The organism is Prochlorococcus marinus, assembly GCF_001180245.1.
Classification (GTDB): domain Bacteria; phylum Cyanobacteriota; class Cyanobacteriia; order PCC-6307; family Cyanobiaceae; genus Prochlorococcus_A; species Prochlorococcus_A marinus_F.
Genome location: NZ_CVSV01000037.1, coordinates 1 through 23,659, shown reverse-complemented (window position 1 = coordinate 23,659; position 23,659 = coordinate 1). Strand labels below are relative to the sequence as shown.

Below are 23,659 nucleotides of genomic sequence, written 5' to 3'. Positions count from 1 at the left end.
TCATAAGGTTTATTTTGTCTCCATCCAATTGTCTCCAATACCAATATCAACTAAAAGAGGCACATTTAATTTTACACAATCTTCCATAGTCTTCTTTACTAATTTCGTCGTAATTTCCAAAGAATCTGGTTCAACTTCAAACAATAATTCATCATGTACTTGTAAAAGCATTTTTGCGGGAACATTCATTTCTATGAATTTCTTATTTAGTTGAACCATTGCAATTTTAATAATGTCTGCACTTGAACCCTGAATTGGGGCATTTGCTGCGGCTCTTAATGACTGTGCTTCCATGCCAGCTCTTCTTGCAGATTGCAAGTCAATTTCGTAAGGATCTTTCCCTATTAATCTTCCAAGTCCATTTTTATCAAATTTAAATTCTCTCTTTCTACCAAAAATTGTTTTTACATAACCTTTTGATAAGGCAAGCCTTTCTTGAAGTTCAAGAAATTTGAAAATTTTTGAATATCTTTTTTTGTATTTTATTAGGAATTCCTTTGCTTCTGGAGTACTTACGCCTGTAGAACGTGCAAACTTTTTAATTCCCATACCATAGATAACTCCAAAATTTATTGTTTTCCCAACTCTCCTCTCATCAGAAGAAATTTCTTCTTTCTCAAAAATTAATCTCGCAGTCAAAGAATGAATGTCATCATTTTTATGAAATGCATTTATTAGTATTTCTTCATCCGCTAAGTGAGCGAGTATTCTTAATTCGATCTGAGAATAATCAGCTGATAAAAGTTTCCAATTTTTTTCAGGCAAGAATGCTTTTCTGATTCTCCTACTAAATTCAGTCCTAACCGGGATATTTTGAAGATTAGGATTGCTACTACTTAGTCTCCCAGTCGCTGTAGCAGCTTGATTAAAGTTTGTATGAACTCTTCCTGTCTTCTCGTTAATAAGATTTGGAAGAGCATCAATATAGGTGCTAAGTAATTTGCTAAGAGTTCTATGTTTTATTAAATGTTGGATTATTTCATGTTCGTCGACTAATCTTTCCAGAACTACTGCATCTGTACTCCATCCTGTTTTTGTTTTCCGTGATTTTTTCTTATCCAAATTTAATTTTTCAAACAAGATCTCACCAAGTTGTTTTGGTGAAGATAGATTGAAACTTTCCTCTGCTAACTCATAAACTTTACTTTCAATATCTTCTAAAGTACTTTTTAATTCTTTTGAGAGTTTATCCAAATAAGGGATATCGATGGTTATGCCATTCATTTCCATTTGGGACAATACCGGCTCTAAAGGCATCTCGATTTTTTCGAACAATTTGATTAATTCATCTTTTTCCTTTGAAAAACTTTCTTTAAAAATTTTGACAATCTTAAAAGTTAGAAAAACATCATAACCGCAGTAAATACTTGCTTCATCAATATCAACAAATGAAAAGTCTTTATTTTTTCCAACTGTCTCCTTAAATGAAGGAGGCTTAAATCCAAATAATCTAAAACTAATTTCACTTAACCCATGTTTCTCCTGATTATTAAGAAGGTAGTCTGCTAACAAGGTGTCAAAGGTTACGCCTTTAAGATCAAGTCCATGATTAAAAAATATTTGCCTATCAAATTTAGAATTTTGGAGTGCCTTTTCTTTTTTTGGATCTTCTATCCAATTTCTTAGCCTTGAGAAAACATCTTCAATTGATAATTGATTGGAGGTCTCCTTTTTTGTTTGATGACCAAGAGGTATATAAAATAAATCATCTTTTTCTTCTCCAAGACACAACCCTATCCCAACAAGTTCCGCATCGATTGGATTCAAACTATTAGTCTCTGTATCTAAAGAAACTATTTGATTAGTCTTGTCTAATCTTTGAATTAATTTATCAAGTAATTTGAAATCATTTACAACTGTTACGTTGATTTTAGGGATTTTATTTTCACTATTTTCTAATTCATTATTGCCTGCGACTTTTGGTGCCTTCTCCTCCTCTTTAGCCACATTATTTTTTTCAAAACCACCTTTGCTGAAAGTTGAATTGAAAATATCAATTTGTCTAAGTAGTGTTGATAGTTCTAATTTTTTCAGTGACTCTGAAAGTAGTTCTTGATTTATATTTTTTAATTCATAACCGTTACTTAAAATTAAAGGCACCTCAGTATTTATTTTTGCTAAATCCCTGGATAGAAAAGCATTATGTTTATCGTTTCTGAGCTTTTCTATAACTGAACCTTTGATGAATCCTTTATATTTCTTATCATTGTTCTGCTGAATCTTGTCCAAAGCCTGATAGATTCCATCAAGCGTGTCGTTCTCTTTTAGTAGATTAATTGCCGTTTTTGGACCTACCCCTTTAATCCCTGGAATATTATCAGAACTATCACCAGTTAGGGCTTTGAGATCAACTACTCTTTCTGGCGCAACACCTAATTTTTCTTTTACTCCATTTTCATTCATAAGAGTTGGATTTCCACTTTTCGCATATGGACCACCACCCATATAAAGTACATAAATATCTTTTTGATCATCTACTAATTGAAATAAGTCCCTATCTCCAGAAAGAATATTCACGCACCATCCTTTAGAAGAGGCATCATTTGCAATTGTGCCTAGGAGATCATCCGCTTCGTATCCTGGAGATTTAAAAATTGGTAAATTAAGGCTTTCTTCTAAAATGATTTCTAGTTGTTCAATATCCTGAAAAAAAACATCTGGTGCTACATCTCTATTGGCCTTATAATTTGGATCTAATTCATGTCTGAAAGTAGGTTTTTCTGTATCAAACGTAATACAAACACCCTCAGGACTAATATTTTTACAATTATCCAGAAGGCTTTTTAGAAATCCATAAGTGACACTTGTTGGGAATCCCTCTTTGGTGGTTAAACCTCCATCAATCCCTTTGCTAAATGCATAGAAACTTCTAAAAGCAAGTGAGTGGCCATCGACTAAAAGTAAAATTGGTTTTTTAGAGTTTTCAGGTTTTAAACTCATTTTCTCTTCTTAGCCCAAGGTGGGATATCAATAAAGATTTGCTCTCCAGGTTCTAATCCATCAATTACTGAAGTTTTATTCCCACTACTAATACCAATTTCAATTTTTTCAAATTTGGGAGAATTGTTTTTATCAACTTTCAAAATTCCTTTTTCACCTTTTTTTGTGACAATAGAAACTGTTGGAACTAGGATTTTTTCTTCATTACCTTCGACTCTAAATTCAAGATCTGCAGTCATTCCAATTTTGATTTCTTCAGAAATATCTCTAAAATTTAAAGTTACTTCGAATGAGGTTACATTATTATCTTTTACAGCTCTTGTAGCTATTTTTTTAACTATGGCACTATATTTTTTTGAGGGGTAAGCCTCAATTCTTACTGAGGCTTCTTGACCTATTTTTATTCTGCCAATGTCACTCTCAGGAACTTTAGCAACAATTTCTAGGCCCTCTGATAGTTCAAAAATAAAGTTTTTGGTTTTAGGGTCTGAAATTAAGTTTGTACTAGGTGTGACATAAGATCCTATCTCAGCATATTTTGCAGTTATCTTTCCTCCATAAGGAGCTTTAATTAGATAGAAACTTTTTTCAGCTTTTGCATCATTAAGTTTTGCGCTACTAATGTTGTAGTTATTTTTATAACTTTCATAGTCTTCTTTACTTACCGCACCTTCTTGATATAAATATTCCCTTCTTAAAAATTCAGATTTTTGTTTTTCTACATTTAATTTAAGTTCTTCAATTTTATAGATAAAATCTTCATAATCAAGAGAAGCTAAAACCTGATCTTTTTTTACAAGATCGCCCTCATCTACTTTGATTTCTTTTATTACGCCTTGCTTCCGAGGCCCAATATTGCTTGTCCTTATTGCCTTAACTTCACCACTAGTATTAATTGAATCTGAGAGGATTCCTTTTTCAACTTGAACAACAAAATCAGAAATATCTTTTGACTTATTTTTCTTGAAGGAGTTGGTAATAAAAACGAAAAATATAGCTAGAGAAAGCAATATTATTCCACTTCTTGGGTTTATATTTTTTTTTATTAAGTCAAACATTTCTTTTTAAAAGCAGAAGTAGAGAATATTTAGGAACTAAATAAATAATCAAGACGATTATAATTAACTTATCCAAGATTGGTTAAGTAAATACTATATTACTAGAAGATGTTTTCTTGATAAATTTTCCGTAAGTTTTTTAAAATGTTAAAAGCAGGTATTATTGGATTACCAAATGTTGGGAAATCAACTCTATTTAATGCACTTATAGAAAATGCTAAGGCCCAAGCGGCTAATTTTCCCTTTTGTACTATAGAACCTAATAAAGGCATAGTTTCAGTCCCAGATCAAAGGTTGCAAGAGTTAGGTAATTTAAGTTCTAGCCAAAATATTATCCCAACAAAAATCGAATTTGTAGATATCGCAGGACTAGTAAAAGGAGCTAGTAAAGGCGAAGGTTTGGGAAATAAATTTTTATCAAATATTAGGGAGGTTGATGCAATAGTTCATGTTGTAAGGTGCTTTGAAGATAGTGATGTAATTCATGTTTCTGGAAAGGTAGATCCCTTGGATGACATTGAGATAATTAATCTGGAATTGAATTTATCTGATTTATCTCAACTCCAAAAAAGAAGAGAAAGAATTAAAAAACAGGTTAGAACCAGTAAAGAGGCAGCAAAAGAAGATACCTTACTAGAAAAAATTGAAAAAGAGCTAGAGAAAGGCCTTTCAGTTAGATCAATATCTTTGAGTGAAGAAGAAAATTTAATAATTAAGCAATTAGGCTTACTTACTGCTAAACCAATTATTTACGCAACAAATTTGAATGAAAATGATTTAGCTGAAGGTAATGATTTTTCATCAAAAGTTCAGAGTTTTGCAAGTAATGAAAATACAGAATGTATAAAAATATCAGCGCAAGTCGAATCTGAATTAATAGAGTTAGAACCAGAAGATAAAAAAGACTATCTTATGGGTTTAGGAGTAGAAGAAGGGGGATTAAGTTCTTTAATTAGATCAACATATAAATTATTGGGATTAAAAACTTATTTCACTACCGGAGAAAAGGAGACAAAAGCATGGACCATAAAAGATGGGATGACTGCACCACAAGCAGCAGGAGTCATTCATACTGATTTTGAAAAAGGATTTATTAGAGCTCAGACTATTTCGTATCAAAATTTAATTGAATCAGGTTCAATTGCCAATGCAAAAACTAAAGGTCTTTTAAGAAGTGAAGGTAAGGAATATATTGTTAACGAAGGTGATGTGATGGAGTTCTTGTTTAATGTTTAGTAAGTCTCTTAAGGCTTACTATTTTGCTTTTTGAATCTAAATTCAAAAAATGAAATTAATAAAATTAAGATACATCCTAAGCAACTTCCTATTAACCCAAAAACAATTGTTGTAAAGCCATCATCGTAGCCATATTGTAATTGTGGTAAGTGAGGGGGTATTGGCATTATTTTTCAACACAATTTTCAATATCTTCTAGTAAATGTTTAGTAGATCTGCTAAAACCATTAGTTTTTAAATAGTTTTGAGCCTCTCTAAATTTTTCAGCTACTCTTTTTGCATAAGGTGTATTCATGGAATTTTGAGTCATATTGAAAATGCGACTCATTTTATAATCTGATTTAAGTAAACCCTTGATAAGTATTCAAAAATACAAGAATATAAAAATAGGATTTTTTACTTACTAAGAAATTTATTGTGAAAAGTTTTTGATTCTTCAAAATAAAGTTTTTTAAATTAGAAAAATTGACAATGACAAATATATTATTAATTCTTTTTTTTGTACTTTTATTTCTATTATTTTTTTATTTAAAACGAAAAAATAAGTCAGCCCAAAAAACAACAATTATTCCAACTTATGCACCTTTCTTAGAAGAACAAGACTTTAATCCTGATATAAGTACTGATAATTGGGATTTACACAAACTTAGATTAGATAAATTTAAAAGATCACAATATAAGGGATTAACTTTCTTCGTAAGTTCAGAAAATAGAATTTACTATATTTCTGAAGAAGGGGATAAAGTTTATTGCTAACAGGAAAAATTAATTTTATAAATAGGAAAAGCCCGATATAAATTTATAATATTAAATGAAGTATTTATTTTTATTATCAGAAAAATTCTACAGGTTTATTGAATGGGAGTGGAATACCTTAAAAAATCTAAGAAGAACAAAAAGAAAGAATTTTATATTAAGAGGATTATTTGCTTTTTTTAGTTTATTCTCTATTCTTTTTTTTATATTTTCTCCTCCTATTGCTTTTGGAATATTATTTGGAGAGGGATTAAAATTTAGCATTTTTTTTATTTGGATATGGATTTTAAATTTGAAGTTTTTTTGAAAATTTATAATTTATATACGGGGGTTATTTAAAATTAAGAAGATAAAAATTTACCTTATGCCAAAAATATTCAAACAAAATAAGTTCGCTTTGTTGGGAGCAAATATATTAATAATTTTACTTTGGGTAACTATATCTTCCTTTTTGATAAATTTATTTCAAAGTGAAAATGCCCCATTTTATATATATAAAATTTCTTTTTTAATCAAATTCCTCCCTCCTGTTTGGGTTACATGGTTCCTATGGATAAAAAGAGGTGGGTTAAAAAGATAAATAACAAAAGCATTTTTACGTATTTACTATAAAAATAAATAAGTTAAAATTTGTGGGCTTACTTGAAATTTTCATGTAAGAATTAGGTGATTGAGAGATTGTTTTCGCTAAGAAACAATCTCTTTTTTTTTTACAATTATTTTTTCTCATAAAAAAAGTGCTTGTCAGTATCCCTATTGACAAACACTAATGACGATCAATTTTAAAAAAATTAAACAGGCAATCTATTATCAATTTCCACTACTCCTGAATCCATAAGACGGCCAATTTTAATAACTAAAGCCATATCTAGCCTTGAAAACTCAGATTGATGGGTAGTTATCCAATCAAGTTCAGAAAGAGTTATGACGCCTAAAGTATTTACTTTTAGAAAAAGTAAGCCTAGGTTCATTTTAAAAAATTCCTGGAATTATCCAGCCGAATAAGCCATAATTTACAACTAATGCAAATAAGCCCATCATTGCCATTCTTCCATTGGTTCTTTCGGCGTTTTGCCAATAAGTTGGTTTTGAATTTTCCATTTTTTTTGAATTATTAAATAGTAAGTTTTAAACGAAACCAGGAATTATTTGACCTGTTGTTAGGTATGCTCCAACAGCAGCAATTAATCCAAGCATTGCAAATCTGCCGTTAAGAGTTTCAGCAACAACCTTTTCTTTTTCGATTGTTTTGACTTTTGTGTTTGTGTTTTTCATTTGATTAGAAGATGAATAGTTTAAATTTTCGTTTTGAAATTGCTTGGTTAGATAAGCAACGAGGATGGCTGTAAAGAATACAATTACGGCTAAAAAACCTGAAAGTGGACTCATTAAAAAATGCCAGGAATAATTTGTCCAGTTGAAACATAAGCACCTACTAATGCAACAAGGCCAATCATTGCCCAACGACCATTTACTTTTTCTGCATTTTGTGGATAGCTGTCGTATGAAACAGACTCATCTATGTAAGGGCGTGTTTCAGTAGGAAACATATTCTGTCTGCCGCCTGATTCAGTAGTGACGTTTGAATTAGCCATTGGATTTGTGTAATTGTTAATTAATGTAACACTACTATTAACAAATGTAAAGTATTAAGCTCAAATTAAGTTATTTTCAAGATATTTGCTACATTTATGTAGCATAATAGTGACATATGCTTTTAAATTGTTGTTTTTTAGGCTTGCTACGCCTTGCCGATTGGCTCGAAAACCATTAAGACTTCAATTCGTTGTTTAAGTATTTATTTTTAAATCTTTAGAAAGATGTCAATTTGGTAAAAAAAAATACATCCTTCTACAAGTTGGATAATTAATTATTAGATATTATTTATTTCAATTTATTATGGAATTCGCTAAAAAAATTATGACCGAAAAAGCCGAAAAGCTTAATGGTAAAGCAGCAATGCTTGGAATGTTCGCTCTTGTTGGAGCTTATTATTTTACTGGTCAAATTCTTCCAGGAATTTTTTAGTAAAAATCCTTTCAAAATTTTACAGGGCTTTATCAAGCCTTTTTTTACTGGATTATTATCCTCTTTTAATTATCTAATAATTCAAATAATTTACTTATTAGAAGCTTTCTTTTTAAAAAAGTTTTATCAATATATTTTTTATTCTCTTCTTTTAAGATTTCCTGACCATTTGAGCCCAACCCTTTAAGGACAAATTCTTTATCTTCTTTAATCCACTTATTTATCATCCCCCCCCGTCGTCTCTATGTGGAATTGTAATCCGTAAGCAAAATTGCCAATCCTAAAAAACTGTTCCTTACAACGTTCACTACTAGCAATGAGTACAGCTTTGTTAGGTAATAAAATCCTATCTCCATGCCAATGCAGGACATGAAAAGGGTCTTCAAACAGTGCTTTAAAGTCTTTATTTGATTTGTCTATAAAAATTTGAGACCATCCAATTTCTGGTAATGCTCTTGGAGGTGATCCATATTTGAGAATCTCTACATCTCCTCCAGCAGCATTCGCAAGCAACTGAGCACCTAAGCAAACACCGATTATAGGTCTTTCATTTTCTAATTCTTTTTTTATAAAATCTCTTTCTAACTTAAGCCATGGATATCTGTCTCTTCCAATATCTTTAACTCCCATTGGTCCGCCCATAATTAAAATTAAGTCGCCTTTTTTGGTTTGAGGCAGATCATTTTTATTGTCTAAACGAATAATTTCGATTTTCAAATCTCTTTCTTTAGCAAATTGTTCGAAAAGACCTGGCCCCTCTATTTCTAAATGCTGCAAAACTAATACACGTCTTATTCCCTTCATTCACTTTCCATTATTTCAGCTGATTCAGAACAGACATTAACGCTAAACCACTTCATTGCCGACCAAGTATCTTCTTGGTATGTACCTGCTGCAATACTTACAAAACAATCATTTTCATACCAACTTCTATAACTGGGAGTTACTCCAGTTCCTTTTAATCTATTTTCTAAGCCTTTTCCATATTTTTTAATTACAAGATTTAAAGCTTCATTCTCAATTTCTCTTTGCCTTTCATCAGCAAAACCTCCTAGTGGAATAAAAAAAAGAATTGATGTAATAAGTAAACGTATCATTGAGTCTTTTTTATATGTAGCTAATTTTATATTGAATATTTATTTTTACACTAAATTCTATATTTTAGGGAACTCATAAGCTTATAAAACATAAAGGCTTTTTCTTGTCCGGATCCCTTATCCGTAATTATGAGAGACTTCTGTCCACCCTCTTTGGTGAAGTTCGTCCCACTTTTCCCAGGCTGAGTCTATGTTGAGTTTTTCAGAGGATTTGTACCCTCCAGGTTCGCCAAGGTGATTTGTATAGAAAAGATGAGTATGAATTTTTGAGTTAGGTTTAGGAGAATTTTTGCATTCTTCGAAAAAGATAATTCTGCTGCCTTCAGGATTTAGTAGGCACCCGTTGGGTTTGCTCGTGCTACAACCAAATGAGTACTTAGGCTCCATACTTTACCTTTAGTTGACTTGTTGATTTTTAATACGTTTGTACTATAAAAATATATCCTTCTTGTTTTGCTGTCAATCCTTTTAAGGTTAAGTACTTATTTACTAATAATTATTTTGTTTTTTAATAAATAAGATAATTTTTTTAAGCTTATGAATTACAGGGAAGATTTAGAAATCAAACTACAAAAAGTAACACTTGCAATGCAGGAAGTTGTAGATGATATCAATAAAACTGATCATGAGAAGCAAAGAATAATTTCCAAACTTATTGAATTTAGAGAAGCAATCATTTCAAAGGGAAATGAACTTAACATTGAATTAGAGGCAGCCTAGAAATATTTAATATCTCATGAATGTTTAAGAACTTTTAGGATAATGTTATTAACAAAGAAGGGTTATTTATCAAATGCAGCCTGGTACTTTTGAATTATTGAGCCTAATATTTATCTTTTTAAGTCTTCAAGCCTGGTGGATTATCCCAATAGTTGTTAAGAATAATAAATTAAATAATAGAGGTAAGGATATAAGAGAGGAAATTAAGCAATTAGAAAAGTTATACAAAAAATAAATAAGTTTATTATTTTTGGAAACTACCTATTATTAGAGAAACTCCAATATCTAATGAAATTAAAAAAATTTATTCCATTTTGCTTCCTTTTTATTGGGACTTTAGCTTTTCCACAACCTTCTCTTGCTGAAGAAAAGATTGAAGTTATACCTATTATCCAAAGTTCAAAAGGACTAAGTGGTAAAAATTTTAATTATCTCGAGGGTAAGCCTGAATTAAGACTCTTAAAAGTAAAAATTCCAGTTGGCTTGAAAACTCCAATTCATACTCATCCTTCCCCAATGTTGATTCATGTCACTAGAGGAAGATTAAAGCATGTGAGGGGTGAAGAAATTAATTTTTTTAGAGCGGGTGATGCATTTATAGAGAGTAACAATGGTGGCGCCCACTATGTTAAAAATGTTGGGAAGAAGCCGGCCATACTTCATGTGGGAGTTGTATCAGTAGTTGGAATACCTACGGCAATAAATAAATAATATTTTTCTGTAATTTGTTCAATTTGCATGAGGATTGAACTTTTATGAAGAACAGCTGTAGTGAGATATTCCTCCATAGTTAAAATATTGGCTTGGTTTTAGTCGATTATATTTTTGATCTATTTCTGAGGGTTGTTCAATATATGGATTGCTAAAGACATCCTGTAACTCTTTTATCTTTTTGTAATTTCCCTTTTCAGCTTCTTCATATGCGGGAACGACCATCCATTCACGCCAAGTATAGACTGGATTAAGGGATTTCATTGATGTTGATTTTTCTTTAATATTTCCCTCTTTCTTCAAGACTGATTGCCAGTTTTCAAGCCATACTCCCCACCTATTATAGAGCTCATCATTAATTGGTAAATAGAAACTCTCTTTTAAAGAATCTAAGTTATCAGGTATTTCAGAGAGTTTACGGAACAATATTGTATAGTCTGCTTTTGAAATAACCATGAGATTAAAAAATTCATTTATTAGAGTTTCGTTGTAATGTTCTAAACCAAGCTTGTTTGCCCACATTTTCATCAATTCCTTATTCATTAATTCAGAAAAGTCTTTTTCGATTTGATCTAACTTTTCTTGATCTTGTTTGCTTTGTGAAAGTAACGGACTTAGAGAGGAACAGAATGTTTTAAAGTTGATTGCCGCTGCAGAAGGCTGGTTAAAAAATGAGAAATGTTCACCTCCACCTGTCCATGGTTGAAATCTTGGATCAAATAATTCACAAAATCCAAAGGGGCCATAATCCAATGTATAACCTCCAGCAGCACAATTATCACTATTGAAATTACCCTGGCAATAACCAACTCTCATCCAGTTGGCTATAAGTGATATAAGTCTTGATCTGTATAAAGAAGCCAGTTTTATTACTTTACTTTCAATTGAAATCTCATATTCAATTTCATCTTTATAATTTCTATCAATTAGATGTTGAACTATCATATTTAATTCATTGAGGGCCTCATTATGCGCATTATTACGAACTCGTCTTGCAAAAAGTTCAATCTGGCCTACACGTAAAAAAGATGGAGCGACTCTCGTAGTAATTGCCGCTTGATTATCAATCATGATATCAGGTTCAAAATATCTGGACCCTTTGGAATACCACGGTCTCCTAACTATTTCTGAACGTGAGACATAAAGTGTTAAAGATCTTGAGGTAGGGATTCCCAAGGCATCCATTAATTCCTGTGCGAGAAATTCTCGTACGCTAGAACGTAATACAGCCCTGCCATCTGCTCCACGACAGTAGGGAGTTGGACCTCCTCCTTTAAGTTGCATTTCCATTCTTTTCCCATTGAATAAACCTTCAAAAACAGAAATTGCTCTGCCATCGCCATAACCATTGCCGGTGCCAAAGGGACATTGTTGGGTATATTCAGTTCCGTAAATTGATAATGCATAACCTGTTGCCCAACCAACAGGACTCATTGGATAATTAGCAACAGAAATATCACCTGAGAAAAAACGACAAAAATTCTCGTCTTTAGTAAGATCTGAGCTTAGCCCTAGTTCTTTAAAAAGTTTGTTGCTATGGGAAATATATTCTGGTTCTGGAATAGCTGTTGGCACAACTGGTACATAATGACCTGAATATATTGAACGCGGCTTGTGATCATTCCCATCTTTTGTTGATTGAGGATCTGCTTTAAGAGAATTCATAAAAGAATAGTCAGATAGTTGAGAAAATTCAGAAAAATTTTCTGTAAGCTTTCCTTTTAATGAATCAGATTTGGTTGACATCAAATTTGTTATCTATTCTTTTAGGCGCTCTAATTTCTTTAAATTAAACACCTAAATGTATCTTATATAGATTCTATTAGGGATGGTTTTTGGCGATACGTTTGAGATTAAATATAAATTAAAAGTTAATACTTAATTAAAAAAGGATCCGCGGTAAGACATTATTTTGGAAAAAAATTTTTTGGTTTTTATAAAATAAAAAAAACTTCTCCAACACATCAACTTTTTAAACAAGAACGACTGCAAATACTAATATATTGACAAGTTTTTTTTAAGCTTGCTTTCAAATAATGTTCAAAAAATTTTACTATTTAATTTGTTGATCGACTTATAACACCCCCCCCTTATTTCCGCACTATATTACTTTAAAAAATTTTCTAACTTACCCAGCCTTTGAGCAAATCAAACACACTAATAAATAGTCCAAAACCAATAATTGGGGGAGCGATCCATCTTGTCATGAATTTCAAATAACGTGTCGTTTTGATTCCAACTTTTGAATCACTAAGTTCTTCATTAAATTTTCCAGGGACTACCCATCCCATAAAGAAAGTAACCAAGAATCCACCAAAGATCAGTAATACGCCACCAAAAATCGAATCAACAGTTCCAAGAATATTTAAATTTAATGCAGAAGGGATGCCTGCTACGAATAGGAAAAGAGTTATCAACCAAACCGATTTTTCTCTTTTAAAGCCGAATTTATCCATTAAAGAGGAAACTGGAACCTCTAATAATGAAACAGATGAAGTTATGGCTGCGATATAAGCTAGTGCAAAAAATGCAACAGCTACAATTCTTCCTGCCGCACCATATGAACCTAAACCTGTTGGAATTGAGATAAATAAAGCACCAACAGTGGATTCAGAAATAGCGTCACTTAAACCGAATGTTAAAACTATTGGGAAAGTTATAAATCCAGCCATTAGTCCAACTAAAGTATCTAATGATGCAACTCCTACACTTAGTTTTGGAAGATTACTTTTTTTATTTAAATAGGATGCGTAGGTAACCATAATTCCAATCCCTAAGCTTAATGAAAAGAATGCTTGTGTAAAAGCGTTTCTTATTGTTTGAGGATTTCTCAATTCATTAAAGTCAAACTTAAGTAGAAATGTTTTATATCCTTCCCATGCACCTGAAAGTGAAGTAGCCCAAATAGCAAGAATCACAATAATTATGAAAAGGATTGGCATGAAATATCTAGTAACCTTTTCTATACCTTTTTTTATACCTGATGAAACTATTATTGCTGTAAGTACAAGACTTAATAGGTGGCCCAACAAAACACTGCTGCCACTACTAATCGAGCCAAAGAAGGTTTCTGCTTCAGTTAAATTCTTTGGTAATCCAAAAAATAAAGAATGGAACAAGGTATCCGCAGTCCATCCCATTATCACTGAATAATATGATGCTATTCCTAAAGGGGCTATGAAGAAAAGAATTCCTAATGGATACCAATTCTTCCCTGCCAGCTTTACAGGAGCAAGCAATGTGCTTGCCATTGCGTTTCTCCCTAGAGCCATTTCAGCAACAAATACTGGAAGACATACAATTAAAACGATCAATATATATAAAAGTACAAATGCCGCACCTCCACCCTGAGATGCTCTGTAAGCAAAACCCCAAAGGTTGCCTAGACCTACTGCACTACCAGCAGCTGCGAGAATGAATCCTAGCTTACTAGTCCATTGTTCTCTCTGAGAAATTTTTGAGTCCAAAATAAAAATCGTTTTTTATAGTTGATTTATAACTCATAAATGAAAATTAGTTAACACTTTGCTTAATAAAAACTAATTTTTTTAGATTAATTTTTTTGATAAAGATTTAGAATCAAAAAAGTTTAATTATTCTTATGACTATTGAAACGACTATTTTAGATTTTCAACTAAGTAATACCTTTGAGGAGTATGAATTACATATGAATGCAAAAGAACAGCAGACGATGTTTAAAGAAATGGGAGTTAAAACATTTTTTATTGGTAAATCATTAGATGATCCTCAAAGGGCAACTGTAATTTTTCAAGGACCAGAAAATGTTTTATATGATATTTTTATGAATCCTGAAACAAAACCTATAGTTGAAGCTTCAGGACATATTTATGAGGGTACAAAAATAACACGCTGGATTTCTTAAAAAATAATTCTTTAATGAATTACCAACTTTTAATTGAATCATATTCATTTGGTTCAGCCCTTTCTGAGCAAGAAATAGAACTTTTAAGTCTTGAACTTGAAACTCAAATAATGAACATTTATATATCAACAGAATTTGGATGTTTTAAATCTGCTCCCTCTCATATTTGCGCAAGTCTTAATTTAAAAAAAGATACTTATTGGATAATGTGCCTTGCTGAAATATTAGATTTACATAAGCCCCCAAAATTTGGGAAAACGAAAAGTGTGGAGGTTTTCGATTTACTTCTTGAAAGAGGACTTGTTATTGGCTAATTAATTATTTATTTGATTATTAAAAATGAATTCTTTTTTTTCTTTAGGCTGATAGGATTAATTTTGGTCATCAAAAAAAAAATGGAAGATTCTGGTGAATTGATATTGGGAAATATTATTAAGCTAACCCGATCAAGTGAAAAGAAATTTAAACTTGGAAATTTTAAAGGAGCTTTAGACGACAAAATTAAAGCTAATGAGATGTTGAAATCTAAATCTTGTGATGAAAAAATTATTGAAAAATATAGAGAAGAATTATCTTGTTTGTACTCTTCAAAATTCGATCTTATATTTGATCATAAGCTTAAAATTGATGAAATTAAAAGAAATGAAATAGTACAAATGTTGGAACGCAAAAGTGAGGAAAAATTAAAAAATCATGATTACAGAGGAGCAATAAAAGCATTAAGAAGGGCAGAAAAATACATTTCAAATTAAAAAAAACTACAAAAATTTTTAAGAAGTATTGCTTATTGTGTTTTTTTTAGCTTGGTTTAAATTTGAAATAATTAAGCAATAATTTATGCAAAAACAAAATAAAAAAAATCTAAAAAATGTTGAAAAAAAAGAATTAGATGTATTAGATAGGTTTTTGAAGATTTTATGGAGAAAAGAGGTTGAATAAAAATAAATATCTGATAAAAGCATATTTGAAGGAGATATCTTATGAAACTTCGAATAGGATTCTTAATTATACTTTTTATTTTTCACTCATTATCTGTTTTTGGGGTTAAAAAAAGAGTATCGAGAAATAAATTTAGAAGGGCTCAAAAAGTAAATTAAATCATTTGATTAAAACATGAATTTAACAAAAGGAATACAAAAAAGTTTAGGTCCAGGAATTGTCCTAGCTGGAGCGGCAATTGGGGGTTCTCATTTATTATCATCAACTACTGCTGGTGCAAGGTTTGGATTTTCATTAGTTGGCCTAATCCTTCTTACTAATCTTTTGAAATATCCATTCTTGTTGGTTGGGACTAGATTTACGGCATCTACTGGTAAATCATTATTAGAAGGTTTTAAAGAGAGGAATTCTTTATATCTTCCTTTATTTCTAATAGTTAGTCTAATTACAGGTACTTTCACAATAGCTGCTGTAAGTTTTGTCTCTGGCGTCCTTTTAACTAATATTCCCTTTTTCTCAACTTTTCCAGCTATGGATTTGTCGATAGGAATCCTGATTGTTTCTGGAATGATATTAATTCTTGGTAAATATAAAGCCCTTGATAGAATTTCAAAATTTTTAGTATCTCTTCTAACTTTATTAACATTATTTGCAGTTTTATCGCTTTTGTTCAAAGGGTCAATAAATGAGTCCTTAAATATTAGTTTTTTTGAACCAGAAATCAGCCCATGGAAGTTAACAAATTTAGCTTTTTTGATCCCTTTAATGGGATGGATGCCTTGCCCAGTAGAGTTATGTGTTTGGCCTTCTTTATGGATGTTTTCTCGATCGAAAGATTCAAATTATAAGCCAAATATCATTGAAGCAGAATTTGATTTTAATCTCGGTTACTTAATAACTGTTGTTACGGCTATTTTCTTCCTTACTCTTGGCGCAATAACAATGTATGGTACTGGCGATGGAATGCTTTCCGGAAGTGGAGTCTCCTTCGCTCAAAAGTTAATACTCCTTTACACTAAATCCATCGGGAATTGGGCTAAATGGATCATAATACCTGCAGCATTTGCAGCAATGTTTAGTACTACAATTACTTGTCTAGATGCATATCCAAGAAGTATTTCTGCTATTCAAGGTTTATTGAGAGGCACTGATTTTGGACACCTGGATTCCAAAGCAGAGCGCAATAGATTTCAAATTTGGATGATTGTACATATCTTTGCATCATTAATAGCTTTGCTGATTGCAAGGTCAGGAGGTGTAGGAGTAAAAGATTTTGTATTTGCTGCAATGACTGGAAGTTTTCTAACTGCACCTTTATTTGCTTGGATGGCAATGGATACTATAAATAGCAAATTAGTTCCATTTAAAAATAGATATGGATTTTTTCTAAAAACAATAAGTTGGATAGGATTAATTTTTTTAACATTATTTAGTTTATTGTTTATTGCAAATTCATTTTTTGGGCTTGGGATTTATTAATTTGAAAATAAAAAATAATTAAAGGGTTGATTTTTCTTCAGAATTCGTTTCTCTAAAGATATATCATCTTTGGTACTACTCATGGTTATGCCTCAATCTACCTTGGAAAGCTTATTATTTTTTTTGATACTTTCTCTTCTTGCTACGTACATTGTTAATTTAAAGTATTCTTCAAAATTAAAAATACAGAAATAGTTTTTTTTCTTTTTCTTAATGTGTTTTATTTCTTTGGATCACTCCAAGTCTCTTTGTATAACCAGCTCAAAAAAGTAAGAGTAAGTATATTTCCAGATGCATAAGTTACTCCTAATAATGGGTCATAAATATTTGCAATAATCGTCGACATTATAAAGATTATTAACCCTGAAACAACCAAATCCCGAATAGGCAAATGTTTAAAATCTACCGAATTAATCATTTGATAATTGTTTTTAAAAGATTAAATTAATTATAAAACAAACAAGTAACTTATTTATTTATAAGGCAAAATAATCGCAGATATGAATAATTTTAGGATTGCTAAAATAATCGTAGTTTTTTCATCATTGTTTTATTTGAGTATTTCTTTCTTAAGAAATTATAATTCTCCAGAAAATATAGAAAAAAGATGTATTCTTAAATTTGAAAAAGATTTTAAAAATAATTTGGAAACATCTCATGAAGAATGGAATGAAATTTTAGATTTAGCTGATAACAATTATTTAAAATGTATGGGAATATCTCAATATTAATTATGGGAGAGGCAAAGAGAAGAAAAAATTTAGGTATTCCGCCTAGAGAAAAAACTGAAGATATAAAGTTGCCTCAACTTGATAAAAAAGCCATACAACAAAAAGTAAGGTCTACATTGTATAAATATCCAATTATCCCTTTTCTTTTTTATGGAGCTGCAATATTGATCCTAATCGGAGGTTTATATTATGTTTTCAAATCCTTAAATATAGCTTAATTAAAAGGATTATTAATTTTGATATTTATGATTTTTTGGCATCATCAATTAAAAAAACTTTAAGGATAATAAATGAGCAATTTTTATTGTGCAAAAATAATCAAAGAAATAATATATGAGAATTATTTACAATTGACACCATCATATGTTGTTGTAATTTTAGATTAAATTAAAATTATTTATGAAAAAAATAAATAAAAAATATGATGAAATAATGCGTCAAGCTGATAATGCAGTTGGAAGAAAAGAAGTAGTTAGTTTATTAAAAAAAGCTGCAATAATTATGTCTAAATCTGAAGAAAACTTAGCTGCTTAAATTAAAAAAACTACTTGATTAGGATAAATAAAACACCATAAAGAATGATTGATGAGGATGCAGCCATAATGATAAATGGTAGTATCATGCCTGAGTTTAACCATCTTATAAGTCTAATTTTTTTGTTAATTACTCTTGGCATCTTTTATGAATCCCTTAATTGCAACCTAACAAGTAAATAAATTGTGTAAATGATTAATTAATCTTTTTAAATATCATTCTTTAGCTATTTTGGAATTAAATTTTCTAAAGAAAATTATTTTAATTGAATCCGGATTTTCATCTTAAGAGAAATTTTTAGGTAATTAATACCTTGTATTCTTTAAATTTCTTATGCAAGATTTAGAAACATTAGATTTATAAATAATGATTAAAAATTTTATAGATGGCCCTGAAGAATTTAAAGATTATGATTCAGAACTTTTACTTAAGATTCTAAATAAGACATCGCTGGAGAATAAAAAAGGCGATGATAAAGAACTATTTGTAGATGAAAATTGGAAAATTAATTCAAAAAATATGAGTGATATAATTCCTTCAGATAAATCAAATTTGAAAAGAATATTATCAGATATTTTCCCAAATAAAAAAATAGTGATTCAGGATAATAATGATGGGTCGCAAACAATTTTCTTATCCTAACTTAGGAAATATTAAAACCTTATTTATACTAGCTGTTAAATATTTATTTTTTTAGAAAAATTTAGTAAAAATTACTCTCGCGGAATTTTTTTAAAGATGTTATCGTTCACTAACGTTCATCCAAGTTTATATCTCTGGACGCATGAAATGGGAGTAGGGAACGGGATTCTCATTAACTGCAAAAGACCATGAATAACCTCTTAAAAATAAGAGAAAAAATCAAAAGAGCCAATAGGCTATATGAAGCCCAACTTTTGGCTACTAAAAGTGGAGAAGTTACTCCATACAGAAGATCCGTCTTTGAAGAAAGAATCAGGAAAACACAAAAAGAAATGAAATTGAAAGACTTAAAAAATTAAATTCTTTTTGAAACTGATCAATTAAGAGAGGGGTTTTATTCCTCTCTTTTTTTTATTTTTATAAAAACAGCGTAATTATTAATTTATTTTTTCGATTATCGATTATTAAAAAGAACAAAATTTTGATGCTTTTAATATTGATTTAAATTACATAAATGGCAAATTTAATTCAGTAATTAAGAGGTAAATAAATATGTTTAAAAAGAAAAATAAAAAAATTAAAACCTCACCAAATAAATCAAATTTAGATCAAGTTTTATGGTTTATAGAAAATTATTTCCCTCAAAAGAAAGATCGAGGTGTTCAAAAAAAATTGTATATGGATAATCTAGAAGCAGAGACTATAAAGATATTTTCTAAATTAGCCTCTACACGTTCTAAAACATTATTACCAACTACAAAAAATACGACAATCTCTTTTAACTTTGGTAATTGGGCCTTGCCTTACTTAAAATTGCTTAAGAAAATAGGAATAGCTAAGTAAGAAAATTATAATCGGCAAGAGCTAGATTTATCGCGCAAATAAAAATAAATAAAGATTAAAAAGTATTAGAAAGTTTTTTTTGAAATTTAAGGAGGATTACTTACTTTACATAAAAAATTCAATTGCTAAGTTTAGAATAAGATATCTATTGATTATGTTTCTAAATTATCTGCCTAGTGAAATGGTTGAAGTTGTTGGGTTAACAATGATTTTTTCATTTCTAGTTGGAACTATATTAATTTTGTTATTTACATCAGATCAGGCAAATACAAAGAATCTATATTTAAAGAAGGCTAAATAAATTTTAAATAATTTTTTTATCTATAAAGGACCTCTGTTTTTAATAAAGTTAACTCGCAGGTATAGACCATAATTTTTAATATTGATAAATACACAAATCTAACATTATGGGCGAAGCTAAAAGAAGAGAAGAATTAGGATTACCACCTAGACAAAAAAAATTTGAATTTAATAAATCTGATAGATACCTCTCATGGCTTCCAATTACTAAATCAAGAATTAAGCAATACCCTTATATGGGTGTAGCAACGATGGCACTAGGAGCGATAATTTTCTTAGTAAGTGGGGGCGCAAATAGTATTAATTGATTAGATTTTGGCTTGGCTTAGAATATATCTAAGATTTTTTTTGTAATAGTTTAACGCCAGATATTATTGAGATTATTGAAGCTATACCAAGAAATATCGAGTAAAAAGGTTGCAAATTAATAATGCCAAAATTACCTATATGCCATTTTATTAACCAAAAAGCATCTATTCCTAGTGGCTGAAGAATACTATAAATAGTCCCAGATACAATAGTAATTAGTAATGGAATTGCTGAAATTGCGGTTATTTTTCTGTGAATTTTTCTTTGATTTGTTTTTAATTTTTCCATCTATTTCCTCAAATAGATATGTAATTCTTTTTCGTTTTTGCATGGCATCCATTTATCTTGATTCTTATGTATTCCTTTGCAACCAAGTTCTAAAGATCTATTTTCAGCATCCTCTTCAGAAAGAAATATACCCCTCGTATGTGCAAGAGAATAACTGTTGAAATTTAGAGATAAGAAAAATAAAAAAATAAGAAATTTACAATTTCTAAGATTAATTCGCATTTTTAACTTTTAATGACAGAATCACAAATACTAGATGGATTTGCTTGTTTAACTATTTTTAGTCTTTTGATAAGTTTGTCTCGATCTATTTGATGTTTTAAATATTTAATACATAAATTTTTTTCCTTATATAACTCTGCTATTGGAGTAATCTTCAAAGCAATTATAAAAGTACCTATAACTAAAAGAATGTTTGTAGCTAATCGAATATTTGGTCGAAAATTTGATCTCATTCGTATTCTTTTTTTCTGTCAATAATTTCCCTTAAATATATATCTTTTAGCTCGTCATTGTAACCATTTTCATTTGCAAATTTCTCTAATACCTTAAACTCTTTTTCTGTCATTAAGCAGATTTGGATATATTGTTTTTCATATCTTCAATTTGGTTGATTAATTCATCTAACCATTCGGTATTATTTTCGGATCTTTTCTGGAAATATTTAATTTTAGGTTGATTGATTTCTAGTGTCTCATAATCTCCACTCATAACTTACCCATAAATTTGTACTCTGCATAATTTATCTAGAGAAATTATGCCCATCAATAGGCCCTAATACTTATTTGGTTTTTACAATGGTTAAGAAGTCACTTTTTTAATAGTATAAATATCTAAGAATTTATTTCCCAAAAATATGGCAACTAATGAAGAACTAGAAAAAAGAATTGAAACTTTAGAAAAAGAAGTACAACACCTAAAGGCTGTTCTGCAATATCAAATGAGAAATAAGAAAAAGTGATTTATTCTTATTGCATAGAAATTACTTTTGGTCAGATGAGCATTTTCTCTTGATTGTATTGGGTCACTAATGTCAAAGTTAAATATTAGAAAATAGTCTATAACTAATCACTTTTTGAAAAAATAAATTTAATCATTGATATTTAGGACATATTTGTTTTTATATATATAAAACTACTTGATATGGTTAACTCAATAGCTATTTCATTATTATTATTAGGTTCTTTAGTCGCTTACAAAAGACTCAAAAGAAAGAAACGTCGATTTCATGCACCACCTACGAATCAGCTTCCTAGTTGAAGATTAAATACCATCTTCGTCTTCTCCAAAAGGGTTGTATCTAATATCCCATATAAGAACTACTACTATAGATAAAAGCAATAGACCAAAAATTACTTGAGGAGGGGGAAATAACATTCATTAAATTTAACAATTATCAATAAGCTTTGCTTATGAAAAATTTAATGGGTAATCAATATTTTTTGGTTCTAAATGTTTTACATAACAAGCTGTTGTGCAATCTACTCCCTCATTATTGATGCTACAAGAAGTTATACATTCAAAAAAACTTTCCAAAGCATCTGAATTTTTAATATTTGAATAAATGTCTTTTTTCATGGTCAATCTTCCATTTTGAAGCTTATCTAGCAATTAATTTTTAAGAATGTCAAATTTTAGGTAAAGTACCTATTCACTATTAAAAAGAACAATTGAATCTATAAGTTTTTTCCCACCCTTCATCTAATAGTTTTTTATATTCATTTCTTGCTTCTTCGATAGATTCAACTCTAGAACCTTTCATAACTGGCTTACTTGATCGCTTAAAAACACAACCATAAGAGATTAAAATTGTATTAATCAAAGAAGAGTTCTTAGAACTATATTCAAAAGGTTCAAATACTTTAATCCTTGATCTGGCTTTATTGATTAAAGTAAATTTTTCCATAAAAAAAGGGCGTTAGCTTCGCCCCAATAAAAAAGCGGGATAATCCCCATCACCCAGCCTTTTTAAAATCTTAGCACTACATATGGTGTTTGTAAGTATTTAAAATTACCTATTGATGGGGTTGTTTGTTTCTGTTTAATTTGTCATTATAGGAGTCCCCATCACCTAGGCTCGTAAGAGTCTTTTTTTTTGGTTGTTTGCTTTTATGCTTATGATTTTTTAATTAGTGTTTAAAGACTTTTTATTTAATTTTTAAATTCGATAATTAATAATTAAAAAAATAATTTTATTCATGCAAACTTACATCGTACACTGGCAATTTCCAGATCAAGAAAGTCATATGCAAGGGGCCGAAGCTTTTGCTGGTTTTATTGAAGGAGGATGCGAAGGTGATGAATTTGATGGGTTTAAAGTTCTTAATCGAGTAGTAAATCCTGAGGGAGCTAATGGTTGGGCAATAGTTGAATCTTCAAACCATCAGAACATCTGGAAATGGAGTAGTATCTGGGTCGATAATTTTGGCGTAGAAATTGAAGTTACACCAGTTCTAACGGATAAAGAATTTCTTTCTGTCCATAAAGAAATTGCAGCAGCCTCCAATTAATAGCTAATCTTTTGAATCTTTGACTGTTAATCTAAAATAAAATGGTGGTACATGTTTTTTATGGGAAAATTTTCTTCTGAAGAAATTGAAAGTCAATACAATTTAATAAAAATGCTTTTAGCTGAACCTGAAAAGTACATAGATGCCATTAATGCAATAAAGAAGGATATTTCATATATGCCTATAGAGCTTAAAAAAAAACTTGAGGAAGAAAATATTATCTTATGAATGAATCGCAAATGGCATTCATCATGATCGTTAATTTTTAAAATTAGTAAATAGACGTTCTCGTAAATTAACCGAGGGAGTCTAAATCTCTGCGGTGATGAACTGTATTTCCTTCATCTTGCGGAATTTTCTGTTCTTTCATTAAATCTGCAATTGTTGGATGATCTTTTGCATTATTAAGACCCTTAGCATTTTTATCTTGAATTGCGAATGGTGATCTTTTTAAATTCATAATTAATTCCCTCAAAATTTTTGTTGGATTCTGATTACAGATCCTGGATTGTCATGTACATATGAGTTGAATTCTCTCGCAAGAATTAAACAATCGTATGCATCGCGTGCGTAGAAGCCAACTTCATGTGTCTTATTTGATGAGCTCTATAATAGGTGGGGAGTATGGCTTAAAAATTTGCAATCAGTCTTGAAG

37 protein-coding genes and 2 pseudogenes are annotated in these 23,659 nt (G+C 30.1%); 19 read left to right on the top strand and 20 right to left on the bottom strand.

The annotated features are described in order from the left end of the window. Positions 1-9: 9 nt before the first annotated feature. Together polA and AMO19_RS00700 are read right to left on the bottom strand one after the other, a co-directional pair. Positions 10-2,940 carry a DNA polymerase I gene (polA, locus tag AMO19_RS00705; protein ID WP_075506914.1) on the bottom strand — a complete coding sequence of 977 codons (2,931 nt, stop codon included), beginning with the start codon at positions 2,938-2,940 and terminating at the stop codon, positions 10-12. Further along, positions 2,937-3,998: an efflux RND transporter periplasmic adaptor subunit gene (locus AMO19_RS00700; RefSeq protein ID WP_075506913.1), complete on the bottom strand. Its 1,062-nt coding sequence runs from the start codon at positions 3,996-3,998 to the stop codon at positions 2,937-2,939. The genes polA and AMO19_RS00700 overlap by 4 nt, the downstream gene beginning before the upstream one ends. Before the next feature lie 144 nt (positions 3,999-4,142). Between AMO19_RS00700 and ychF the strand changes: the two genes are divergently transcribed. After that, positions 4,143-5,234, top strand: a complete 1,092-nt coding sequence (gene ychF / locus AMO19_RS00695; protein ID WP_075506912.1) for a redox-regulated ATPase YchF — start codon at positions 4,143-4,145, stop codon at positions 5,232-5,234. 166 nt (positions 5,235-5,400) lie between these two features. Here the strand turns inward: ychF and AMO19_RS08370 are convergent, their stop codons facing one another. After that, complete coding sequence (locus AMO19_RS08370) at positions 5,401-5,544, bottom strand: hypothetical protein (RefSeq protein WP_179850455.1); 144 nt, start codon at positions 5,542-5,544, stop codon at positions 5,401-5,403. Positions 5,545-5,705: 161 nt separating this feature from the next. Here AMO19_RS08370 and AMO19_RS00690 point away from each other — a divergent pair, with 161 nt between their 5' ends. After that, positions 5,706-5,990 (top strand): cytochrome B, encoded by a 285-nt coding sequence (locus tag AMO19_RS00690; RefSeq protein WP_075506911.1) that lies wholly within the window; start codon positions 5,706-5,708, stop codon positions 5,988-5,990. 791 nt (positions 5,991-6,781) lie between these two features. Here the strand turns inward: AMO19_RS00690 and AMO19_RS00675 are convergent. The 4 genes and pseudogenes from AMO19_RS00675 to AMO19_RS00660 all read right to left on the bottom strand — a co-directional run bounded on the left by AMO19_RS00675 (position 6,782) and on the right by AMO19_RS00660 (position 7,585). Next, entirely contained in the window at positions 6,782-6,961 is a 180-nt protein-coding gene (locus AMO19_RS00675) for a hypothetical protein (RefSeq protein WP_075506908.1), read from the bottom strand. A 1-nt stretch (position 6,962) separates the two neighbouring features. After that, positions 6,963-7,100: pseudogene (locus AMO19_RS00670) on the bottom strand (chlorophyll a/b-binding protein); the annotation flags it as partial. A gap of 18 nt (positions 7,101-7,118) precedes the next feature. Beyond that, positions 7,119-7,379, bottom strand: a complete 261-nt coding sequence (locus AMO19_RS00665; RefSeq protein WP_002805301.1) for a chlorophyll a/b-binding protein — start codon at positions 7,377-7,379, stop codon at positions 7,119-7,121. Continuing rightward, complete coding sequence (locus AMO19_RS00660; RefSeq protein WP_011376777.1) at positions 7,379-7,585, bottom strand: high light inducible protein; 207 nt, start codon at positions 7,583-7,585, stop codon at positions 7,379-7,381. Before AMO19_RS00660 ends, AMO19_RS00665 begins: the two co-directional genes overlap by 1 nt. Before the next feature lie 325 nt (positions 7,586-7,910). On the opposite strand from AMO19_RS00660, the gene AMO19_RS00655 reads away from it, so the two are divergent. Beyond that, positions 7,911-8,018 (top strand): high light inducible protein, encoded by a 108-nt coding sequence (locus AMO19_RS00655; RefSeq protein ID WP_011818731.1) that lies wholly within the window; start codon positions 7,911-7,913, stop codon positions 8,016-8,018. Between the two features lie 65 nt (positions 8,019-8,083). On the opposite strand, the pseudogene AMO19_RS00650 reads toward AMO19_RS00655, so the two are convergent. From AMO19_RS00650 to AMO19_RS00640, 3 genes and pseudogenes are all read right to left on the bottom strand, one after another. Continuing rightward, positions 8,084-8,822, bottom strand: a pseudogene (locus AMO19_RS00650) (type 1 glutamine amidotransferase). Beyond that, positions 8,819-9,115 (bottom strand): heat-labile enterotoxin alpha chain, encoded by a 297-nt coding sequence (locus tag AMO19_RS00645; RefSeq protein WP_075506907.1) that lies wholly within the window; start codon positions 9,113-9,115, stop codon positions 8,819-8,821. Before AMO19_RS00645 ends, AMO19_RS00650 begins: the two are co-directional and overlap by 4 nt. A 117-nt stretch (positions 9,116-9,232) precedes the next feature. After that, the gene (locus AMO19_RS00640) at positions 9,233-9,502 is read right to left on the bottom strand and encodes a DUF1651 domain-containing protein (RefSeq protein WP_075506906.1); all 270 of its coding nucleotides are present in this window, start codon (positions 9,500-9,502) and stop codon (positions 9,233-9,235) included. A 150-nt stretch (positions 9,503-9,652) separates the two neighbouring features. Here AMO19_RS00640 and AMO19_RS00635 point away from each other — a divergent pair, with 150 nt between their 5' ends. The 3 genes from AMO19_RS00635 (at position 9,653) to AMO19_RS00630 (ending at position 10,546) form a co-directional block, all read left to right on the top strand. Next, positions 9,653-9,835 (top strand): hypothetical protein, encoded by a 183-nt coding sequence (locus AMO19_RS00635; RefSeq protein ID WP_075506905.1) that lies wholly within the window; start codon positions 9,653-9,655, stop codon positions 9,833-9,835. 73 nt (positions 9,836-9,908) lie between these two features. Further along, positions 9,909-10,070 carry a hypothetical protein gene (locus AMO19_RS08365; RefSeq protein ID WP_179850461.1) on the top strand — a complete coding sequence of 54 codons (162 nt, stop codon included), beginning with the start codon at positions 9,909-9,911 and terminating at the stop codon, positions 10,068-10,070. 53 nt (positions 10,071-10,123) lie between these two features. After that, positions 10,124-10,546: a cupin domain-containing protein gene (locus AMO19_RS00630; protein ID WP_075506904.1), complete on the top strand. Its 423-nt coding sequence runs from the start codon at positions 10,124-10,126 to the stop codon at positions 10,544-10,546. 42 nt (positions 10,547-10,588) lie between these two features. Here AMO19_RS00630 and AMO19_RS00625 read toward each other — a convergent pair whose 3' ends face one another. Continuing rightward, a complete protein-coding gene (locus tag AMO19_RS00625; protein ID WP_075506903.1) occupies positions 10,589-12,292 on the bottom strand; it encodes a protein adenylyltransferase SelO family protein in 1,704 nt (567 codons plus the stop codon). 377 nt (positions 12,293-12,669) lie between these two features. After that, positions 12,670-14,013 (bottom strand): sodium-dependent transporter, encoded by a 1,344-nt coding sequence (locus AMO19_RS00620; RefSeq protein WP_075506902.1) that lies wholly within the window; start codon positions 14,011-14,013, stop codon positions 12,670-12,672. A 134-nt stretch (positions 14,014-14,147) separates the two neighbouring features. Between AMO19_RS00620 and AMO19_RS00615 the strand changes: the two genes are divergently transcribed. The 4 genes from AMO19_RS00615 (at position 14,148) to AMO19_RS00600 (ending at position 16,847) form a co-directional block, all read left to right on the top strand. Next, positions 14,148-14,429: a DUF3764 family protein gene (locus AMO19_RS00615; RefSeq protein ID WP_075506901.1), complete on the top strand. Its 282-nt coding sequence runs from the start codon at positions 14,148-14,150 to the stop codon at positions 14,427-14,429. A 14-nt stretch (positions 14,430-14,443) separates the two neighbouring features. Beyond that, a complete protein-coding gene (locus AMO19_RS00610; RefSeq protein WP_075506900.1) occupies positions 14,444-14,743 on the top strand; it encodes a hypothetical protein in 300 nt (99 codons plus the stop codon). A gap of 81 nt (positions 14,744-14,824) precedes the next feature. Next, positions 14,825-15,181 (top strand): hypothetical protein, encoded by a 357-nt coding sequence (locus AMO19_RS00605; protein WP_179850460.1) that lies wholly within the window; start codon positions 14,825-14,827, stop codon positions 15,179-15,181. Positions 15,182-15,542: 361 nt separating this feature from the next. Further along, entirely contained in the window at positions 15,543-16,847 is a 1,305-nt protein-coding gene (locus tag AMO19_RS00600) for an NRAMP family divalent metal transporter (RefSeq protein WP_075506899.1), read from the top strand. Between the two features lie 220 nt (positions 16,848-17,067). On the opposite strand, the gene AMO19_RS08700 is transcribed toward AMO19_RS00600, so the two are convergent. After that, a complete protein-coding gene (locus AMO19_RS08700) occupies positions 17,068-17,193 on the bottom strand; it encodes a hypothetical protein (RefSeq protein ID WP_257008921.1) in 126 nt (41 codons plus the stop codon). A gap of 154 nt (positions 17,194-17,347) precedes the next feature. Between AMO19_RS08700 and AMO19_RS00590 the strand changes: the two genes are divergently transcribed. From AMO19_RS00590 to AMO19_RS00565, 7 genes are all read left to right on the top strand, one after another. Continuing rightward, complete coding sequence (locus AMO19_RS00590; RefSeq protein ID WP_075506897.1) at positions 17,348-17,578, top strand: hypothetical protein; 231 nt, start codon at positions 17,348-17,350, stop codon at positions 17,576-17,578. Between the two features lie 2 nt (positions 17,579-17,580). After that, positions 17,581-17,796 carry a DUF2839 family protein gene (locus AMO19_RS00585; protein ID WP_075506896.1) on the top strand — a complete coding sequence of 72 codons (216 nt, stop codon included), beginning with the start codon at positions 17,581-17,583 and terminating at the stop codon, positions 17,794-17,796. A 181-nt stretch (positions 17,797-17,977) separates the two neighbouring features. Then, the gene (locus tag AMO19_RS08695; RefSeq protein WP_257008920.1) at positions 17,978-18,112 is read left to right on the top strand and encodes a hypothetical protein; all 135 of its coding nucleotides are present in this window, start codon (positions 17,978-17,980) and stop codon (positions 18,110-18,112) included. A 366-nt stretch (positions 18,113-18,478) separates the two neighbouring features. Continuing rightward, positions 18,479-18,754 carry a hypothetical protein gene (locus tag AMO19_RS00580; RefSeq protein WP_075506895.1) on the top strand — a complete coding sequence of 92 codons (276 nt, stop codon included), beginning with the start codon at positions 18,479-18,481 and terminating at the stop codon, positions 18,752-18,754. A gap of 188 nt (positions 18,755-18,942) precedes the next feature. Beyond that, a complete protein-coding gene (locus AMO19_RS08360; protein ID WP_179850459.1) occupies positions 18,943-19,113 on the top strand; it encodes a hypothetical protein in 171 nt (56 codons plus the stop codon). Positions 19,114-19,306: 193 nt separating this feature from the next. Then, a complete protein-coding gene (locus tag AMO19_RS00575; protein ID WP_075506894.1) occupies positions 19,307-19,597 on the top strand; it encodes a hypothetical protein in 291 nt (96 codons plus the stop codon). Positions 19,598-20,004: 407 nt separating this feature from the next. After that, positions 20,005-20,205, top strand: a complete 201-nt coding sequence (locus AMO19_RS00565; protein WP_075506892.1) for a DUF2839 family protein — start codon at positions 20,005-20,007, stop codon at positions 20,203-20,205. Between the two features lie 28 nt (positions 20,206-20,233). Here AMO19_RS00565 and AMO19_RS00560 read toward each other — a convergent pair whose 3' ends face one another. The 6 genes from AMO19_RS00560 to AMO19_RS00540 all read right to left on the bottom strand — a co-directional run bounded on the left by AMO19_RS00560 (position 20,234) and on the right by AMO19_RS00540 (position 22,400). After that, positions 20,234-20,494: a hypothetical protein gene (locus AMO19_RS00560; protein ID WP_075506891.1), complete on the bottom strand. Its 261-nt coding sequence runs from the start codon at positions 20,492-20,494 to the stop codon at positions 20,234-20,236. Next, a complete protein-coding gene (locus AMO19_RS00555; RefSeq protein ID WP_257008919.1) occupies positions 20,495-20,716 on the bottom strand; it encodes a DUF3721 domain-containing protein in 222 nt (73 codons plus the stop codon). 2 nt (positions 20,717-20,718) lie between these two features. Then, on the bottom strand, positions 20,719-20,949 hold the full coding sequence (locus AMO19_RS00550; RefSeq protein ID WP_075506890.1) for a hypothetical protein: 231 nt from the start codon (positions 20,947-20,949) through the stop codon (positions 20,719-20,721). 112 nt (positions 20,950-21,061) lie between these two features. Further along, positions 21,062-21,205 (bottom strand): hypothetical protein, encoded by a 144-nt coding sequence (locus tag AMO19_RS08355; protein WP_179850458.1) that lies wholly within the window; start codon positions 21,203-21,205, stop codon positions 21,062-21,064. A 699-nt stretch (positions 21,206-21,904) separates the two neighbouring features. Then, on the bottom strand, positions 21,905-22,072 hold the full coding sequence (locus AMO19_RS08350) for a hypothetical protein (protein ID WP_179850457.1): 168 nt from the start codon (positions 22,070-22,072) through the stop codon (positions 21,905-21,907). A 79-nt stretch (positions 22,073-22,151) separates the two neighbouring features. After that, positions 22,152-22,400, bottom strand: coding sequence for a DUF1651 domain-containing protein (locus AMO19_RS00540; protein ID WP_075506888.1), 249 nt, complete (start codon positions 22,398-22,400; stop codon positions 22,152-22,154). Between the two features lie 292 nt (positions 22,401-22,692). Here AMO19_RS00540 and AMO19_RS00535 point away from each other — a divergent pair, with 292 nt between their 5' ends. Both AMO19_RS00535 and AMO19_RS00530 read left to right on the top strand, forming a co-directional pair. Continuing rightward, entirely contained in the window at positions 22,693-23,004 is a 312-nt protein-coding gene (locus AMO19_RS00535; protein WP_075506887.1) for a DUF3303 domain-containing protein, read from the top strand. 60 nt (positions 23,005-23,064) lie between these two features. Then, a complete protein-coding gene (locus tag AMO19_RS00530; RefSeq protein ID WP_075506886.1) occupies positions 23,065-23,232 on the top strand; it encodes a chorismate-binding protein in 168 nt (55 codons plus the stop codon). Between the two features lie 67 nt (positions 23,233-23,299). Here AMO19_RS00530 and AMO19_RS08345 read toward each other — a convergent pair whose 3' ends face one another. Beyond that, entirely contained in the window at positions 23,300-23,464 is a 165-nt protein-coding gene (locus AMO19_RS08345; RefSeq protein ID WP_179850456.1) for a hypothetical protein, read from the bottom strand. Positions 23,465-23,659 lie beyond the last annotated feature (195 nt).